Annotated in this window: 12 protein-coding genes; 7 read left to right on the top strand and 5 right to left on the bottom strand. The window is 41.7% G+C overall.

Features of this window, described 5'->3' with window-relative positions:
* The first annotated feature begins 3 nt into the window (after positions 1-3).
* On the top strand, positions 4-765 hold the full coding sequence (locus FH971_RS19100; protein WP_140235355.1) for a type II secretion system protein N: 762 nt from the start codon (positions 4-6) through the stop codon (positions 763-765).
* A 158-nt stretch (positions 766-923) separates the two neighbouring features.
* Here FH971_RS19100 and yrfG read toward each other — a convergent pair whose 3' ends face one another.
* Positions 924-1,589, bottom strand: a complete 666-nt coding sequence (gene yrfG, locus FH971_RS19095) for a GMP/IMP nucleotidase (protein WP_140235354.1) — start codon at positions 1,587-1,589, stop codon at positions 924-926.
* A gap of 392 nt (positions 1,590-1,981) precedes the next feature.
* On the opposite strand from yrfG, the gene FH971_RS19090 reads away from it, so the two are divergent.
* The 5 genes from FH971_RS19090 to cysQ all read left to right on the top strand — a co-directional run bounded on the left by FH971_RS19090 (position 1,982) and on the right by cysQ (position 11,950).
* On the top strand, positions 1,982-2,332 hold the full coding sequence (locus tag FH971_RS19090) for a GNAT family N-acetyltransferase (protein ID WP_140235353.1): 351 nt from the start codon (positions 1,982-1,984) through the stop codon (positions 2,330-2,332).
* A 280-nt stretch (positions 2,333-2,612) separates the two neighbouring features.
* Positions 2,613-3,251 (top strand): phage tail protein, encoded by a 639-nt coding sequence (locus FH971_RS19085; protein ID WP_140235352.1) that lies wholly within the window; start codon positions 2,613-2,615, stop codon positions 3,249-3,251.
* 131 nt (positions 3,252-3,382) lie between these two features.
* Positions 3,383-10,195 (top strand): Ig-like domain-containing protein, encoded by a 6,813-nt coding sequence (locus tag FH971_RS19080; RefSeq protein WP_140235351.1) that lies wholly within the window; start codon positions 3,383-3,385, stop codon positions 10,193-10,195.
* A 229-nt stretch (positions 10,196-10,424) separates the two neighbouring features.
* Positions 10,425-11,000: an ADP compounds hydrolase NudE gene (gene nudE / locus FH971_RS19075; protein WP_140235650.1), complete on the top strand. Its 576-nt coding sequence runs from the start codon at positions 10,425-10,427 to the stop codon at positions 10,998-11,000.
* Between the two features lie 140 nt (positions 11,001-11,140).
* On the top strand, positions 11,141-11,950 hold the full coding sequence (cysQ, locus tag FH971_RS19070) for a 3'(2'),5'-bisphosphate nucleotidase CysQ (RefSeq protein WP_137224672.1): 810 nt from the start codon (positions 11,141-11,143) through the stop codon (positions 11,948-11,950).
* Between the two features lie 183 nt (positions 11,951-12,133).
* Here the strand turns inward: cysQ and mnmH are convergent, their stop codons facing one another.
* From mnmH to FH971_RS19055, 3 genes are all read right to left on the bottom strand, one after another.
* On the bottom strand, positions 12,134-13,234 hold the full coding sequence (gene mnmH, locus FH971_RS19065; protein WP_140235350.1) for a tRNA 2-selenouridine(34) synthase MnmH: 1,101 nt from the start codon (positions 13,232-13,234) through the stop codon (positions 12,134-12,136).
* Positions 13,234-14,289, bottom strand: coding sequence for a selenide, water dikinase SelD (gene selD / locus FH971_RS19060; RefSeq protein ID WP_137224676.1), 1,056 nt, complete (start codon positions 14,287-14,289; stop codon positions 13,234-13,236). The genes mnmH and selD overlap by 1 nt, the downstream gene beginning before the upstream one ends.
* Before the next feature lie 446 nt (positions 14,290-14,735).
* Entirely contained in the window at positions 14,736-15,845 is a 1,110-nt protein-coding gene (locus FH971_RS19055) for a fatty acid desaturase (RefSeq protein ID WP_137224678.1), read from the bottom strand.
* Between the two features lie 158 nt (positions 15,846-16,003).
* Here FH971_RS19055 and fabR point away from each other — a divergent pair, with 158 nt between their 5' ends.
* Positions 16,004-16,621, top strand: a complete 618-nt coding sequence (gene fabR / locus FH971_RS19050) for an HTH-type transcriptional repressor FabR (protein ID WP_137224680.1) — start codon at positions 16,004-16,006, stop codon at positions 16,619-16,621.
* A gap of 65 nt (positions 16,622-16,686) precedes the next feature.
* Here the strand turns inward: fabR and trmA are convergent, their stop codons facing one another.
* Positions 16,687-17,784, bottom strand: a complete 1,098-nt coding sequence (gene trmA, locus FH971_RS19045) for a tRNA (uridine(54)-C5)-methyltransferase TrmA (protein WP_140235349.1) — start codon at positions 17,782-17,784, stop codon at positions 16,687-16,689.
* Positions 17,785-17,816: the final 32 nt, after the last annotated feature.

The raw sequence follows: 17,816 nt of genomic DNA, 5'->3' as shown, positions 1-17,816 counted from the left end.
TTTGTGAGCTTATTTTCAAAAATAGTCATTGGCGTCATTATTTACCTAGTGTTTTTATTGGTTTATTTACCGGCAAACTGGTTAGTCAGTATTGCTCCATTGCCGAGTAATGTGGCTATCAGCGGTGCTGAGGGTACGCTTTGGCAAGGAAAAGCGGCATTAATCACCATTGATAAAAAACAGATTGAACAGGTTAGCTGGAAATTAAGCCCGTGGGGACTATTAGCTGGTAAAGCTAATATCGATATTAACGTAGGCAGTCGTGCTACACCTGTAAATGGTAAAGGCAGTATTAGTTGGTCATTATCAGGGCTGAGTGCGAAAAATATCCGTATTGATCTACCCGACAGCTTTTTATTAGCGGATGCTCGCTTACCTTTTAAAACTAAAATTGATGGTGACGTGAGCTTAATGGTTGAAGCCTTAAAGCAAGGCGAGCCATGGTGTGAGCAATTAAACGGTAAATTATTTTTAAATAATACAAATGTTAAAAATCAATATGGTGTTTACCCATTGGGCAATATCGCATTGGGGCTCAGTTGTCTTGATGGCCAATTACAAATCGCCACTGATGAAACCCAAAACGTATTAGGCTTAACGGGGACCGTTATTCTAGGCGAGTCAAACTTGGTTAAGGTCAGTGCTAAAATTAAACCGACCGATGCTCAGCCTAAAGATTTACGAGACTCGTTATCATTCTTAGGTCGACAAGACAGCCAAGGGTATTACCCTATCAACTATCAAGGTGTTGTGCCTGGACTGTAATCAATAAAGTATCCTTGAATAACTAACGCCTTGATATCACTATCAAGGCGTTTTTATATTCGTGACCATGTATTTGTATTCTTGGTATTAGTTAAGATAATGTCCCTTGTTTACCGTAGTTTCAAATACCCTAGTCGTTTCTATTGCTTCAATAATGGCTATACAGATTGAAGTGCCAGTGATAGTGGCTGGTAATCGGTAATTGCTGGGAAGTCGGCAAATTCAATATGAGGTTTTTGGCTGTCTGGGTTTTTAATTCCGAGCTGATAACCTACGCCTGCCTTTTTTGATGCCGCTAAAATCACTTCGCTGTCGTCAATAAATAAACACCGCGATGGATCTAACTTAAATTTATCAAATGCATACTGCCAAAATTGCGGATGTTCTTTAGGGTAACCGCTCTCATGACTCGATAACATATCGTCTAATCCATGGGCTAAATTGGTATGAGTTAGCTTAAGCGCTAAACTTTGGGGGTGAGCATTAGTAAACAAAATACGTTGCTTACTTGCTCCAGCCAATGCCTGTAAAAAAGGCATGCTGTCTTGGCGAAGTTTAATTCTGTCTGCGGATGTATGATGTAAAGCCAAAATGTCGAGTTGTAAGTAGCTTTGCCAGTAATCAAGGCAATACCAATCTAAGGTGCCGATCACTTCATAGTAAGCTTGTTTGACGAGTGTATTGGCTTCATCCAAGCTTATTTGGCGTTGTATGCTTAATTGTTGTGGCACGAGATGTAACCAAAAGTGGTTATCAAAGTGTAAATCTAACAGCGTACCATCCATATCGAGCAGCACTGTGTCTATAGCATTCCAGTCAAACATCAATTAATCCTTTGCAGAAAAAAGCATTGCAATCACTTGTGGTTATCTCTACTTGTACTAGCCTTGAAGTTAGTTTTTAACATTTATGGCACCACTTTGATACTGCAAAGATCAGGGCCTAAATGTATAACTCTTGTTAACCATGGTTATTAAAATATTTGCTTGTGGCTAAATTCAAACGAGTAGCATCGTGGCATTATCAGCCAGCTACAATCAATTGCTAACCTTGTCTTCTGTTGGTAGGTATTAATGTTAAGTCAGCTAAACCCATGATTGAACCTCAGTGTACGCCCCGCTAGTGACGATGACGTATTTATCATGGCAGAGCTTTTTATGCTACCCGCAGCGATTTCTATCAGCTTGATTTACCCCAAGCTGCAGTGGATTTGATATTGCAACAGCAATATCAACTGCAAAAAATGTCCTATAAAAGCCAGTTTCCTAGTTCAAGGGATTATATCCTATGCTGCCAAGCTCAAGTGATTGGCAAGCTGACCTTAGCGATTAATCCAGAATGTTTGCACCTTGTTGATGTGGTGCTCGCTCCAGAGGCGCACAGTAAAGGCTTTGGTTCAGCTGTGTTAGATGCCCTTAAACATGATGCCAAGGTGCTGAATGTGCCTATTCGTTTGGCTGTCGCGCGGGACAATCCAAGGGCGAAAGCGCTTTACCTTCAGCAAGGTTTTACGCTTCAAGATATTACGGAAACCCATGAAAGTATGCAGTGGCAATGCGGCATTTAAATGAAATTATTGTAAGAGTGACAAATAGAAGATTAAAAGAAGGTTTTTGATCTAGATCAACTTTATTGTAAGCATAATCTAATGTATATTCATGTTTCTTGAAGGTTGCAATATTGTTTTGAGATGTTAATTGTATTTCCAGGTGGTAGGCAATAAACCGCAAGGGACTCGTTATTGATAACTCTAGCTAACTATTTTCGCTTGAAGCATCAGAAATACTCATGTTTGAAACAAGCAAAGTTAACTAGACTTAATCATAAATAATCTAAGGAGAGACGCAATGTCAGAACCATTTATTGGTGAAATCCGTATGTTTGCGGGTAATTTTGCTCCCCGTGGTTGGGCTTTTTGTGATGGACACCTGATGTCTATTACGGACAATACAGCGTTGTTTGCAATATTAGGCACTATTTATGGTGGTAATGGTTCCACTACCTTTGGAGTTCCAGATTTGCGCGGTCGTAGCCCTGTAGGTGTGGGGCATGGTCCTGGCTTATCACTTATTGATCGAGCGGAGGGGGGGGGCTCTGAAGCTATTAATATGACTCAAGCTCACTTGCCAAGCCATTCACATACCTCCACTTTTACAGGTACACCCGCTCCAGTCAGTATTACTGCAGATGTTGCCACTTCAACAGCTAATGCAATGGTGCCACCTACATCTGGCAGTACTGCTTATTTGTCGGCAACAATGGCAACTGCTGGCCCTTCTAATGTAGTTTTTAATGGCTTGTTTACTGAGACGCCTCCTGGAACAACAAAAGCACAGCTTGGTGGCTTTAACGGTGGGCCGGTGACTTCTGCGGGCACTGTAAATATTGAACCTACTGGCATTGGTAATCCTATCCCCGTAAGAAACCCTTACCTAGGAATTAATTTTATTATTGCTTTAGAGGGAGAGTACCCTGCGCATAATTAATATTTATTGGCAGTATAAATATTAATTTTTTCATATAAATTATATAGTTAAATTAAATGTGTTAAATATAAGTCTAAATCTGTTCTATTCGAATTTATGTAAAAGACTCAAGTGCTTGTTAAGGAAATATCATGTCACGGTGTAAAAATGATTTTCAGATTATTTATTTAAATACTTGCCTGTTAGGAATGCTGAAAGCACTCAAAAAATATTGGCTATTTTTGTGTGCTGTGATAGTGACAACGATAAACTCCTCTGGTTATGCAGCCTCTATTCCAAGCGATATTACAATAGATTTCGAAGGTTTAGGTTTTGTTGAAGTTGATAATGGTTCCCCATGGTTTACTGATGGGGATATTGTCATTATATACAGTGGTGGTAATTGGTGGAAAGATCCTGATAATGGTGAAAGTGGCTCTGCTGCCTTGGCTGCATTATCTTCTAGCGGAGTAGAAACTGTTACTTTAGAAACCTCATCTGGTAACGAATTTGATTTTGTGAGCTTCTACTATGGCCAATATAGCTCGTCAATAGTAAATATTGAGGGGTTCCGTGATGGACTGTCTTTAGGCAGCCTTTCGCCGAGTGTAGGCAGTGGCACTAAAATCATGGACAGCAACTTTGATGCTGTTGATCAGATTGTTATTACTTCTGATGCTATTGGCTTTAACGATACCTTTGATAGTTTTGTGTTACATACAGCTACAGCTATTACTAGCGCAACTTATAACGCTTCTACAGGTGACTTAACCGTCATAGGTACTAATTTCAATGCCACAACTGGTGCGCTTAATGATGTTATAGCCAGTAAATTCACTTTTACAGGGGAAGGTGGCAACACTTATACATTGACAGATACCGCCGATGTTGAAATATCTTCAGCAACGGGTTTTACCTTGTCACTTAGCACCACAGATAGCGCTGCCATTAATGTTATTAGTAATAAAAATGGTAACAGTTCAACAGATGCAACGACTTATAACCTTGCGGGGGCGGCAGGTTTCATTGCTGATTCCTCCTCAACAGACGATATTACGGCTAATGGTATTACGGTTTTAGGTGTGCCAGTACCCACCATTAGCAGTGCAACTTATGATGCGAGTAGCGGTGTGCTCACAGCGATAGGGTCTGGATTCACTAAGCGTGCAGGCGCCTCCAATGACATAATAGCCAATAAATTTACCTTATACGGTGAAGGTGGAGCCAGCTACACCTTAACTGATACCAGTAATGTAGAAATAACATCCAACACTAGCATTTCACTCACCTTAAGTGCTACAGATAAAGCGGCTTATAATTTAATTGCCAATCAGAATGGTCAACAATCTACTGATCTATCAGCTTATTATCTTGATGCGGCAGAAGATTGGGCTGCAGGTGCAGATCCAGCCTTGAATGTAGAAGACTCTTCAGAAAATAAAATAACAGTCAGTAATGTGGCTGTACCTACTTTAACCAGCGCAACCTATGACTATACCAGTGGCGTGCTGGTGGTGACTGGCAGTGGTTATTTAAGTCAACAAGGTGCGACTAATGACGTAGTCGCCAATAAATTCACTTTTACTGGTGAGGGCGGTGGGACTTACAGCCTTACGGATACCGCCAATGTGGAAGTGACTTCCGGTACCGCTTTTACTCTGACATTGAGTACAACTGATAAAAGCGGAGTCAACGTACTATTAAATAAAAATGGTTCCAGCGCAAATGATGTAACAACCTATAATCTTGCCGCTGCTGATGATTGGGCCGCAGGTGCCGATGCGGCAATTAATGTGGCCGACTTAACTGGTAATGGTATTATTGCCAGCAATGTACTGACGATATCTAGCGCGCCAATAATAGGTACGGCAACAGCAGGAAACGGCCAGGTATCAGTTACTTTTAGTGCACCGGCTAGTAATGGCGGCTCTGCGATTAGCGCTTATACTGTGACCTCAAGTCCTGGCGGTAATACTGCCAGTGGTACTGGCTCGCCATTAATGATAATGGGTCTAACCAATGGTGTTGCTTATACCTTTAAGGTTACGGCAATCAACTCGACAGGCACTAGCTCAGCATCAAGTGCTTCCAACAGTGTGACTCCCCAAGCATCACAAGCCATAACATTTGCTAACCCTGGGGCGCAAAACTTTGGCACTACCCCTATACTATCAGCAAGCTCAACTTCTGGGCTTACACCTACTTTTACCTCATCCACTACTGGCGTATGTACTATCACCAGTGGCGGCGCGTTAACGTTTGTGACAACTGGTACGTGTACCATTGATGCAGATCAGCCTGGTAATAGTAGTTATTCGGCAGCGGCAACCGTCAGTCGTTCGTTCAGTGTTAATGCGGTAGTACCAGGAGCGCTTACAGCGGCGAGTGCAAGTGCGGGTGATACTCAGGCATCCGTTAGTTTTACTGCTCCAGCTTTCACTGGTGGCTCTGCAATTACAAGTTATACCGTGACTTCTAGCCCTGGTGGTCTCACGGGTTCTGGTATGGGTTCGCCTATCACTGTGGCTGGATTAACCAATGGTGTGGATTATTCTTTTACCATTACGGCTACTAACTCTACGGGCACTAGTGTGGCTTCTAGCGCATCCAACAGCGTCACGCCCAAGGCGTCGCAAACCATCACGTTTAGCAATCCTGGTGCACAAAGTTTTGGTTCCAGCCCAACATTAACGGCGACTGCCAGTTCAGGGTTAACACCGGTGTTTACGTCATCAACCACCGGTGTGTGTACAGTGAGCAGTGGCGGAGCCTTGGCTTTAGTTACCACTGGTACTTGTATTATTAATGCAGATCAGACGGGGAGTACAGCTTACTCTCCAGCGACTCAAGTGAGTCAGAGCTTCTCTGTTAATGCCGTGGTTGCGGGCGCGCCGAGTATTGGAACCGCTACTGCGGGCGATACCCAAGTGAGTGTTAGCTTCAGCGCCCCAGCGAGTAATGGCGGCGCGGCGATAACGGCTTATACGGTAACATCAAGCCCGAGTGGAATAACGTCTTCAGGCGTTGGGTCACCATTGACTGTGACGGGACTCTCTAATGGCACAGCGTATACTTTTAGTGTCACTGCCACAAACTCCGCAGGTATCAGTGCAGCATCAAGTAGCTCCAACAGCGTGACGCCTAAATCGGCACAAACTATTACGTTTACGGATCCCGGCGCACAAAGCATTGGTTCTACGCCAACGTTAACCGCAAGTGCAAGCTCAGGCTTAACCCCTGTATTTACATCATCGACTTCGAGTGTCTGTACCGTTACCTCTGGCGGTAGCCTTACCTTTATTACCGCGGGAAACTGTACCATTAATGCTAATCAAGCGGGTAACGGCGCATATTTACCAGCAGCCCAAGTGAGCCAGACTTTTACTGTGAATGCCTTAGTGGCAGATGCACCTAGTATCGGTATAGCAACGGCGGGCGATACCCAAGCAACCGTAAGCTTCAGTGCCCCTGCTAATAACGGTGGGGCAGCGATAACGGCTTATACCGTGACATCAAGTCCCAGTGGAATCACATCTTCAGGCGCTGGGTCACCATTAACTGTTATTGGGCTCACCAATGGAACTCCCTACACATTTAGTGTTACCGCCACAAACTCTGCAGGTACCAGTGCTGCATCAAGTGCGTCTAACAGTGTAACGCCAATAAATGCTAATAGTGCTCCAGTAGCAACAAATACTAATGTCAGTTTGGATGAAGATGGCTCGGTATCGTTTAGTTTTACTGCAACAGATGCAGAAAATGATGTTCTGAATTTTGAGGTATTAACTCAACCAACATCAGGAAAATTAGATAAACATGGCTCAGTTTGGCTATATACCCCAGATGCAGACTTTAATGGAGAAGACAGCGTTAGCTTTATTGCTAAAGATGCCGAGCTAAGTTCACAACCTGGTTTGGTGAGCATCAACGTTAACCCAGTGAATGATGAACCTCAGGCTATGGATGATAGTTATAGTAAAAGCCTGTCGGTAGACAATAGCTATACCATTGCTGTACTTGATAATGATACCGACGTTGATGACGATACTTTGACCATTGACGGTGCAGCGGCCGATGTGGGCAGCATACAAGTTGAGGCGTCGCAGCTTAAATATCAAGCGCCTACTGATTTTGTCGGCCCTGTAACCTTACGCTATACCATTTCCGATGGTCAAAAAGGTCGCAGTAATGCCAAGGTACAATTACTTATCACAGGTGAAAATTCAGAAGATGCGCCTGTAATTACCGCACCTGACGATATTACGGCTAACGCAACGGGGCTGTTCACTAAGCTTAAGCTAGGTGTCGCAACGGCTGTTGATAAGGCGGGTAATAAACTCGCGGTCTCTTTAGTGAATACTCAACAATTATTTGCACCAGGCGAACATTTAGCCTACTGGCAAGCGACTGATAGTGAAGGCCTCAGCTCAATTAAATCCCAGAAAGTGACTGTGAATCCTTTGATTTCGATTAGTCGAAACCAAGTGGTTGCAGAAGGGAGTGAAGTGCAATTTAGCGTCTTCTTAAACGGCCCTTCACCGCAATATCCAGTGAGTATTCCTTATACTGTTTCTGGTAGTAGTGATGCTAATGATCATGACTTAGTCGACGGTGTGTTTGAGATCACTTCAGGCTTGAGCGAAAGCTTTAGCGTCAATGTATTCGATGACGGGGTAACAGAAGTGGATGAAGAGCTGATTATCAGTTTGGACCCTAGCCTGAATCTCAGCGGACAAGATGAAACACAGTTATTAATTACTGAAGCCAATATTGCCCCACAAGCCAGTATTCAAGTGATGCAATCTAATGAACTGCGCAGTCAAGTGAGTAAGGTTGGCGGTAAGGTGTACATTAGCGCGAAAAGCCGTGATATGAACCTGCAGGACAGCCTCACTGAAGTCTGGTCGACAGGTGTTTTAGTGTTAGAAAGTGATGCCGATGGCAGTTACTTTGACCCTAGCACCCTAGATTCGGGAAATTACCCTATTAGTGTGGTGGTTACAGATGATGGTGTTCCTGAATTATCGACAACAGTGAAATTAACCTTGTTGGTAAAAGAGAGCTTACCAATACTTACAGGTGCAGATAGCGATGGTGATTTAATTCCTGATGATCAAGAAGGTTTTACTGACGCTGATAACGATGGCATTGCCGATTATCTTGATGCCATTCTCGAGTGTAATGTGTTGCAAGAAAAAAGCATTGAACAAGTAAGCTTTCTTGCAGAAAGTCAGTCTGGCGTGTGTTTGCGCTTAGGTAACACGGCGCAACTCAATGGAAATAATGGTATTGAAATTCAAGAAGCTGATTTAAGCGACGATCTACAAGCGAGTAATTTGGGTGGCCTGTTTGACTTTGAACTCACTGATTTACCTAAGCTAGGTGACAGTGTGAGCATCGTTATTCCTCAAACATTACCAGTGCCGACCAATGCAGTGTATCGCAAGTTTGTCAGCGGCAGTTGGCAAGACTTTGTGTCCAACGATAATAATTCGGTTATGTCGACAGCAGGTAATTCAGGTTATTGCCCTCCACCAAGTGCCGTTGAATGGCAAACTGGATTAAATGAAGGTCACTGGTGTGTACAGCTAACCATAGAAGATGGTGGCCCGAACGATGACGATGGTCTAGCCAACGGTACCATCGTTGACCCAGGTGGGGTCGCAGTGATGCTCACTGGTAATACTCTGCCCCTAGCTGTGGCCGATGCGGTTACAGTGTCAGTTAATCAGGAGATTGATATTGACGTACTGGCAAACGACAGTGACGCCGATGGAGATGCCTTGACGGTTAAGCAAGTCATCAGTCAGTTTGGTACAGCAGAGGTGTTAGATAACCAACAAGTAAGTTACTTGCCAGCGGACGATTTCATTGGGACAGATGTATTGGTGTATAGCATAAGTGATGGTAACGGTGGCACAGGTAGCAGCAAGTTAACCGTAACTGTTGTGGCGAACAGAGCCCCAATTGCAGTGGATGATATCGCCAATACAGATGATAAAACAACCTTGATATTAGATGTGTTGAGTAATGATACCGATGCAGATAACCAAACATTAAGCGTGATAGCGGTGAGCGCACAGCAAGGTAGCGTCATGATTGAAAATAACAAAATCCGTTATACCCCAATAACTGGTTTTGAAGGTATTGATACTGTGAGTTATACCATTAGTGACGGTGAAGGTGGTGAGGCTAGTGCGAATGTAATGGTTACCGTTACGGCTTTTAAAACTCAAGTAGTCAACAATGAGTCAAGTGGCGGCAGTATGCATTGGTTTTGGAGTGGTCTGCTATTGTTGGTGATAATGCTGCGTATCAAGCCGGAGAATGGTTTTAGATATTATAAGGTTTTATCATTGGGTTTGGTGGTGTTATTGGCAAGCTCGAGCCATGTTCAAGCACAAGAGTCATCAGCGATATCACCTTGGTATTTGGATGCTGTTGTTGGTTTTAGCGAATCGGTTAACACTCAAGCAGAATTGCAGCAGGAAATAACATCCGGTCAGATAGAGGCGTTTGATAAATCAAACACTAGCTTTGGTTTTAGTATCGGCTATCAAGTTAATTCAGTACTTGCTTTTGAACTTGGATATATAGATTTTGGTGAAGGCTCTACGCAGATAAGCGGCGAGAGTTTAAATACTGACCAATATCATGAGTTACTCAAATCCGTGTCGCCAATATTACCTACAGGATTCAGTGTGGGTGTCGAATTGAGTTTAGTAGAGCATGATGGATGGCGATTTTCGGTGCCAGTAGGGGTGTTAATTTGGGAGTCGGAAGTCAAAAGCTACTCCCAAGGGCAAACGTTAACGACTCAGTTTGATGGTACGGATTGGTATACAGGCATGCATTTAGATTATCAATTTACTCGCAATTGGTCTGCAGGTTTAGGGATGGATTATATTGCTTTGGCACCCAACGATATCTTAAGTTACCAATTAAACCTCCGTTATCATTTTTAATTTTTTCTCGGTAAGCTGATGCCTCCTTTTAGTATGTGAAATATCATGCTCAAAGGGGGCATTTTGTTTTATGGTTAAGTTCAACGGTGTTGAGTTGTTATCCACTTCTTATACCGCTAAGATATTTGTTGTCGACCTAGATTTTATTGCAATAAAAACAGGTCACATATTATTTTTGTTTGGTATAAGATTGATGTTTGTGAAAATGACATTATTTGATGAGGCTTCAATGACACAGCGGCATAAAAAGCCGGAGACCCTGCATAGCGAAATTGTTGCCAAAAGCAGACTGTTTCAAATTGAGCAGGTACACCTTAAGTTTTCTAATGGCGTAGAGCGTCAATATGAACGCATGAAAGGGAGTAACAGAGGTGCAGTGATGATTGTCCCCATTCATCAGGGTAATTTGTTACTCGCCAGCGAATACGCTGGAGGTACTGATAATTATGAGCTAGGCTTTCCTAAAGGATTGATTGACCCAGGTGAAACGGCGATAGAAGCTGCCAATAGAGAGCTCCAGGAAGAGATCGGTTTTGGTAGTTATCAATTGACCCATTTAAAAGAGCTATCTCTTGCGCCAAGTTATTTTTCCAGCAAAATGCACATTTTTGTAGCAGAAAAACTGTATCCTAGTCGTTTAGAAGGTGACGAGCCTGAGCCAATTGACGTGATACCTTGGCCATTATCTGATTGGCAGTTATTAATCGATAATGTTGATTTCTCCGAGTCTCGCAGTGTAAGTGCCCTTTTTTTAACTCAACAATATTTGGCTGGATCAACTCATCAGCTTGCTGATGGAAAATAGCTGAAGTTGAAAAACGCTAAATAGGTAACTTATTTTGGCGTATTGAATTCATCATGCAATCACACATAGAATAGGCAATAGCCGTATTTATTGGTGTCCTTGTCAGGTCATCTTTCTCGAATCCAGTAATTGGAGTAGTAATGAAGCCAGAAGATGTAATTGAGCAAGTCATAGACATTGCGACAGAAGCTGGACAAAAAATTCGTGATATTTACCTAAAAGGTAACTTTAAACGCGAAATTAAGTCAGATAACACCCCAGTGACGTCTGCTGATTTAGCTGCCAATGATATTATTTGCAGTAAGTTAGCAGAGCTAACACCCGATATTCCTATTTTAAGTGAAGAAGCCGCGGATATTCCATTAAGTGTACGTGAAACATGGAAGCGTTATTGGTTAGTTGATCCACTTGATGGTACTGGCGAGTTCATTGCTGGAAGTGGTGACTTCTCTGTCATTATCGCCTTGATTGAACATAATCGTCCAATTATGGGGGTGGTTTATGTGCCGATGACTAAGGTGTGTTATTACGCAATAGCTGGACTAGGTGCCTATAAGCGTGATGGTAAGAACGAAATACGTATTACCAGTAAACAATTAACCGGTGATGAACCAGAACATTTACGTTTAGCGGTAAGTCGTCGTCAAGATCCTCAATCGGTATTAAAGTTACTTAATAAACCGAACCATTGCGAATTAGTGGTGATGGGCGGAGCAGCATTAAAAAGTTGTTTAGTCGCAGAGGGCAGAGCAGACTGCTATGTTCGCTTAGGACCAACTGGTGAGTGGGATACGGGAGCTGCACAAATTATTATTGAAGAAGCTGGTGGTGCGCTAATTGATATAAATTTACAGCCTATGACCTACAATGAGCGTGAAACGTTAGAAAACCCCAATTTTATTGTAGTCGGTAGTGCCAATTTACCGTGGGATTCACTTTTAACTAAATGATTTACATATAGTTAATTCGATTTAATAAATATTTTGCAGTGTATTTTTTTGACCGATGGTGAATCATTCATTGAAAGTGTTAATCATCCGTTTAGGTTAGATGAGTTAAATATAGTTAACTTATATGCTGAAGATACCAGACATTATAAAGCCCTCATCATGAGGGCTTTATAATGAAGTGCTTTATGACTTATGGTTATCTAACCATTGGTGTATGGCTTGTCTATTACCTTGAAATATGACTCTATCTTTTTTCTGTTCAAGTTGATACTGGTACATTGGGTCATAATAAATAGTGAGTAACTGGCTTATCCAGTCTAGATGTTTACTGGTATCATTTTGATTCTGTTGCGCATTAAGTGCTTTATCTACTAAGTCTTGCAGTTCTTGATGTAATTTACCGCCTAAGCGTTTACGGATCCCCAGTAAACTTTGGGTCAAATATGCAGTAAAAGCATCGAAACCAGCTTGTTCACCCAAGTGTGACTCATAATCAGCGAGCTTTCCCTCTACATAGTCATGCAATAAGCGCGGTAAACGTGCGTCTAATGGTTCATCGAGCACGATAATTTCAGCTTGTTGCATGGCGTGGTAAAAGCTGTGTGGCAGGGCAGAGCGACCAATCAGAATACTTTCATCTTCTAACAGTAAGTGATTATGTTGCTGTTGTTGATGTTTAAGTAATGAAACGGCTAAGTTATTTTCGAAGTTAATTTGACTGGGCTGCGGGTCAATATTTTTGCCAAAGCTCGATCCGCGATGATTTGCTATGCCTTCAAGATCGACAGACTCATCTCGCTGATTGATAACTTCTGTCTTACCGCTACCCGTTATGCCACTTAAAATAAGCATTTTTGTTTGGTTAGGGGTTTGTTCGATAGCATTAATTAAAAAAGTCCGCATGGCTTTGTAGCCCCCTTGAATATAAGGGATGTTTAAGCCTGACTCTTTAATCCATTGCTGTGATAATTGCGAACGTAAACCGCCACGGAAACAATATAAGTAACTGTCTGGGTGTTGAGACAATTGAGCTTGCCAAGCATCTATACGCTGTTGTTTAACTTTTCCGGTTACCAGCTCATGGCCTAATGCGATAGCAGCGTCTTGACCATGTTGTTTATAGCATGTTCCTACCTTCTCGCGTTCACCGTCTTGCATTAACGGTAAATTAATTGAATGGCTAAATGCACCTTTGATAAATTCGACAGGTGCACGCACATCAATTAATGGACGACCTTCTAATAGTATTCTGCCATATTCAGAGCTGGGAATAACCTCGCTCATTAGCTTAATTCCACAAGAACATCATGGCCATCAGAACTCGGTTTATAGGTATTGAGTCTCCCGATACAAATAGCTTCAATTCCATTGGTTTCTAATAATGCTTTAAGTTCATTTTCCGCTTCAGCACTCACTGCAACTAATAATCCTCCACTGGTTTGAGGATCGCAGAGAATGGCTTTTTGATCATCAGTTAAAGGGGGTAAATATTCGCCATAGCTGTCAAAGTTACGATGAGTGCCGCCAGGAATACAGCCAAGAGCCAAGTAATCACTTACTTTTGGTAATAAAGGCACTTGGGATAACACTAAGTTAGCTTTAAGTTTTGCGCCTTGGCAGACTTCAATTAAGTGGCCGGCCAGTCCAAACCCCGTTACGTCTGTTAATGCATTAACACCAACAATTTTAGCAATATCGATACCAATCTTGTTGAGCTGACACATCGCATCAGGCGCAATTAGACTATCTTCATCACGGAGTTTTTTCTGTTTCTGTGCTGTTGTCAGAATACCAATACCAATCGGTTTGGTGAGGTATAAACGATCGCCTGCTTTGGCGGTATCGTTTTGTTTTACTTGTTCAAGCGGAATTTGCCCTGTTACGGCTAATCCAAAAATAGGTTCAGGAGCATCGATACTGTGACCTCCAGCCAACATAATACCGGCATCGGCACAGGCTTGACGTCCACCATCTACTACTTGTTGTGCTACTTCTGCGGGTAATTTATTAATTGGCCAGCCTAAAATGGCAATCGCCATTATGGGAGTACCACCCATAGCGTATATATCACTGATGGCATTGGTGGCTGCAATTCGGCCAAAGGTAAATGGGTCATCTACAATGGGCATAAAAAAGTCTGTGGTACTGATAATGCCAGTTTGTTCATTTAGCTTATAGACAGCGGCATCGTCACGGGTTTGATTACCCACTAATAAGTTCGGATCAGTAAATACGGGGAGTTGTGATGCAAGAATGGTGCTTAATACTTTAGGGGAGATCTTACAGCCGCAGCCTGCGCCATGGCTATATTCGGTTAGTTTGATTGCTTGCTGAGACATATTAGTTGATCTTTCGATGGCGAATTGAGCAGCAATTATAATCATTATTAGGCAGAATATCTTGTGTTTTAGTCGTTTATCAAACTTAGTCGATCTTTTTTAAAGCTATAAAAATATTATTATGAACATTAGCTTATTTTATTTTTAGGTCAATTCAATGTATCGCTAATGTTATGCGGTAGTTAGGTGAGCATGGTGGTAAGGAGTAAAGGTAATATACGCGAACACATGTTCAGTGAGTGTTGCACTTAATTGATTGTCGTGTGAGCCAATACACATAGTTGCTACAGCAACGAACGACTGACCTCTATTTTGGGCTCGTAGAAAGAATGAATTGTAAAACGGGGTATATCTTAAGTTGAAGATAACAGTGGCATTATTTGGGATTGCTCAAAATAAAAAAGGTCACGTATGTACGTGACCTTTTAAATAGTTAAGCATTAGCTTTACTGTGCATAGGCAGCTGTTAAGCTTTTCCAATTACGTTGTTGCTCAAGAAATTGATTACGTAATAATTGTACCTGCTGTTTGAGGTTATGGTCAGTTAGTTGCTTACGTTTTGCTTCTAACAAGCTTTTTTGAGCTTGATAATATTCAACTAAGTGTTGCTTCATTAGCTCATACTCTGTTTGAAATTTTTCAATTATTTCATCACAGTTAGGTAAGTGAGCAACCTGATTTTGAGCCTCTAAAAGCTGCATTTGCAAACGGGCACTTTCAATACGTTCTTGTGGAACTTGACGTAAATTACTGGTTAAGCCAAACCAACTCATTAGCTTGATTAACCATTTGGTTGGATCGTAATCCCACCATTTAATACCGTTACGGTAATCATTTTCGAAAATATGATGAAAGTTGTGATAACCCTCTCCATACGTAAACAATGCTAAAATGGCATTATCTTTAGCTGTATTTTTATCTGTGTACGGTTGTTTACCCCAGATATGAGCCAATGAATTGATAAAGAAAGTACAGTGATGTACTACCACTAGACGCAATAAGCCTGCCATTAATACCATAGATAGAATATCGCCATTTAACCAACCGATAAATGCTGGCAAACCAATATTCATTAGTATCACTAAAGCTAAATAGTGTTTGTGTTGCCACATAACGATACGATCATTTTGTAAATCACGTACATTGTTATAATCACTATAACGACTTGCCTGATACTCGCGCAGCATCCAACCGATATGACTATACCAAAATCCCATTTTTGCGGAATATGGATCTTTATCATTATTATCAACATGTTTGTGATGAACGCGGTGATCACTACACCAGTGTAATGCACTGTTTTGAAGTGCGAGCGCCCCACCTAGTGCGTATAAAAAGCGTACCGAAGAGTGAGCTTTATAAGCTTTATGAGACCATAATCTGTGGTAACCCGCAGTGATCGATAGACCACTTGCGTAAGCAAAAATAACAAACGAAATCCATTCAATGCCATCAAAGCCATGGGTAATACCACGCCAAGGGACTAATACTAGAGCGCCAATAAAAGTAATGGCAAATAACAGTGTATTAAGCCAAATGATTGGAGGTTTTTTCATTTAATAGGGTTCCAATAAATAGGTTTAAAAGAAGGTTGAGCGTACAATTGTACGCTAATTTAACTTAATGAGCTAGCCATGGTCAAGTTTAACAGGGCTGTGTTTCTGTTTTAAAAACGGTATTATCTGTGAATTAATAGTGATTGAATGGATTAGTAATGGGTGTTAGAGCACAACAAAAAGAAAAAACTCGTCGAGCATTAGTTGATGCTGCATTTAATCAGCTTAATGCTGAGCGAAGTTTTTCTAGCTTAAGCTTACGTGAAGTGGCTCGCGAAGCGGGTATCGCACCTACATCTTTCTATCGTCATTTTAAAGATATGAACGAACTGGGTTTGACCATGGTTGATGAAGGTGGATTAACCCTACGTCAAATGATGCGTAAAGGGCGTCAACGTGCTGAAGCGGGTGGCAGTGTGATCCGTATTTCTGTCGACACTTTTATGGAAGTCTTGGAGTCAAATCCGAACGTATTTAGAATACTGTTACATGAACGTTCTGGTACCTCTGCAGCATTTAGAGCTGCCGTTGAGCGTGAAATTGAGCACTTTATTTCTGAACTTGCTCATTATACTGAAGCACAGACAAATCGCACACCTGTGTTAGCGCGTGCTCAAGCTGAAGCTCTCGTTATTTTAGTCTTCAATGCGGGCGCATCAGCGTTGGATTCAAAACGTAGTGAACGAAGATTATTAGCCGATCAATTAGTACTACATTTGCGTATGGTTGCTACTGGCGCTGAAGCGTTACAACATAAAATAGACAATCGAGCCTAATCGATTGCCTTTTTTATCAAACGAGGCATGACTTATTAGCTCTCTGTTTGATTAGCATATTTTAATTACAGACGCTCTAGCAAAACGCCAGATTCCATATGGTCGGTATAAGGGAATTGGTCAAATAGCGCGAAGCGAGTGATTTTGTGGGTTTGACTTAACGTGAGTAAATTATCATTGAGGGTTTCTGGGTTACAAGATATATATAAAATCCGTTCATAACCTTGGATAAGCTTCAATGTTTCAGGATCAATACCAGCGCGTGGCGGATCAACAAAGATAGTATTGCAATCGTAACTGTCTAAATCGATACCCTCTAAACGTCTAAATTGACGTTTTTTAGCCATCGCATCGCTAAAATCTTCTGCCGACATACGAATAATTTGGACGTTAGTGACATTGTTGATATCAATATTGTACTGCGCAGCGTCAACAGAAGGTTTAGCCAACTCTGTGGCTAATACTCGATTGAAATTTTGAGCGAGGGCAATCGTAAAATTACCATTACCGCAGTACAACTCAAGTAAATCACCTTGGCTATTTTTAGTAGCATCAATAGCCCACTCCAACATTTTTACTGATACTTTAGCGTTGGGCTGGGTAAAACTGTTCTCAATTTGTTTGTAATGCAATACCTGTTCATTAACCGTTAAGGTCTCAACCACAAAATCTTTATCTAAATCGATTTTCTGCTTACGCGCACGGCCAATAATATTGACATTGAATTGGGTACATAATTTTGCTTTTAATTGAGTTGCTTGTTCACGCCACTCTTCATCAAGCTGGCGGTGGTAAAGTAAAGAAACCAGTATTTCACCACTTAATGTCGACAAAAAATCAATTTGAAATAGTCTGTGGCGTAACGCCGGATTGGGTCTTAATTCTTCAATCAAAGTCGCCATCATTTGATTAATCAATTTACCAGCAGGTAAATATTGATCGCAACGTACTTTTGCATTCAGTGCTTTATCAAACATGTAGTAATATAGGTCATCGCCTTCGTGCCACATTCTAAATTCTGCACGCATACGGTAATTAGCTACTTCTGAAGCGAATACCTCTAGTGCGGGTGGGTTGAAGCTGGCAAAGGTCTGCTCTAGCTTGATGCGCTTTTGTTGTAATTGTGCATCGTAGTTTTTAGGGTCCATTGCAGCTAAATTCATATCGTCCACCTAAGGCTGTAAAAATGGGCGCA

Origin of the sequence: Shewanella polaris, assembly GCF_006385555.1 — a bacterium.
In the GTDB taxonomy this organism is placed as follows: domain Bacteria; phylum Pseudomonadota; class Gammaproteobacteria; order Enterobacterales; family Shewanellaceae; genus Shewanella; species Shewanella polaris.
Note: the sequence above shows the minus strand (reverse complement) of the source record. Positions and strands in the feature narration are given on the sequence as shown.

Bases quoted from the DNA above. Each gene is read 5' to 3' on its own strand.
- nudE (WP_140235650.1), top strand. From the start codon at position 10,425: ATGACACAGCGGCATAAAAAGCCGGAGACCCTGCATAGCGAAATTGTT.
- mnmH (WP_140235350.1), bottom strand. From the start codon at position 13,234: ATGAGCGAGGTTATTCCCAGCTCTGAATATGGCAGAATACTATTAGAA.
- FH971_RS19080 (WP_140235351.1), top strand. From the start codon at position 3,383: ATGTCACGGTGTAAAAATGATTTTCAGATTATTTATTTAAATACTTGC.
- fabR (WP_137224680.1), top strand. From the start codon at position 16,004: ATGGGTGTTAGAGCACAACAAAAAGAAAAAACTCGTCGAGCATTAGTT.
- trmA (WP_140235349.1), bottom strand. From the start codon at position 17,784: ATGAATTTAGCTGCAATGGACCCTAAAAACTACGATGCACAATTACAA.
- selD (WP_137224676.1), bottom strand. From the start codon at position 14,289: ATGTCTCAGCAAGCAATCAAACTAACCGAATATAGCCATGGCGCAGGC.
- yrfG (WP_140235354.1), bottom strand. From the start codon at position 1,589: ATGTTTGACTGGAATGCTATAGACACAGTGCTGCTCGATATGGATGGT.
- cysQ (WP_137224672.1), top strand. From the start codon at position 11,141: ATGAAGCCAGAAGATGTAATTGAGCAAGTCATAGACATTGCGACAGAA.
- FH971_RS19055 (WP_137224678.1), bottom strand. From the start codon at position 15,845: ATGAAAAAACCTCCAATCATTTGGCTTAATACACTGTTATTTGCCATT.
- FH971_RS19085 (WP_140235352.1), top strand. From the start codon at position 2,613: ATGTCAGAACCATTTATTGGTGAAATCCGTATGTTTGCGGGTAATTTT.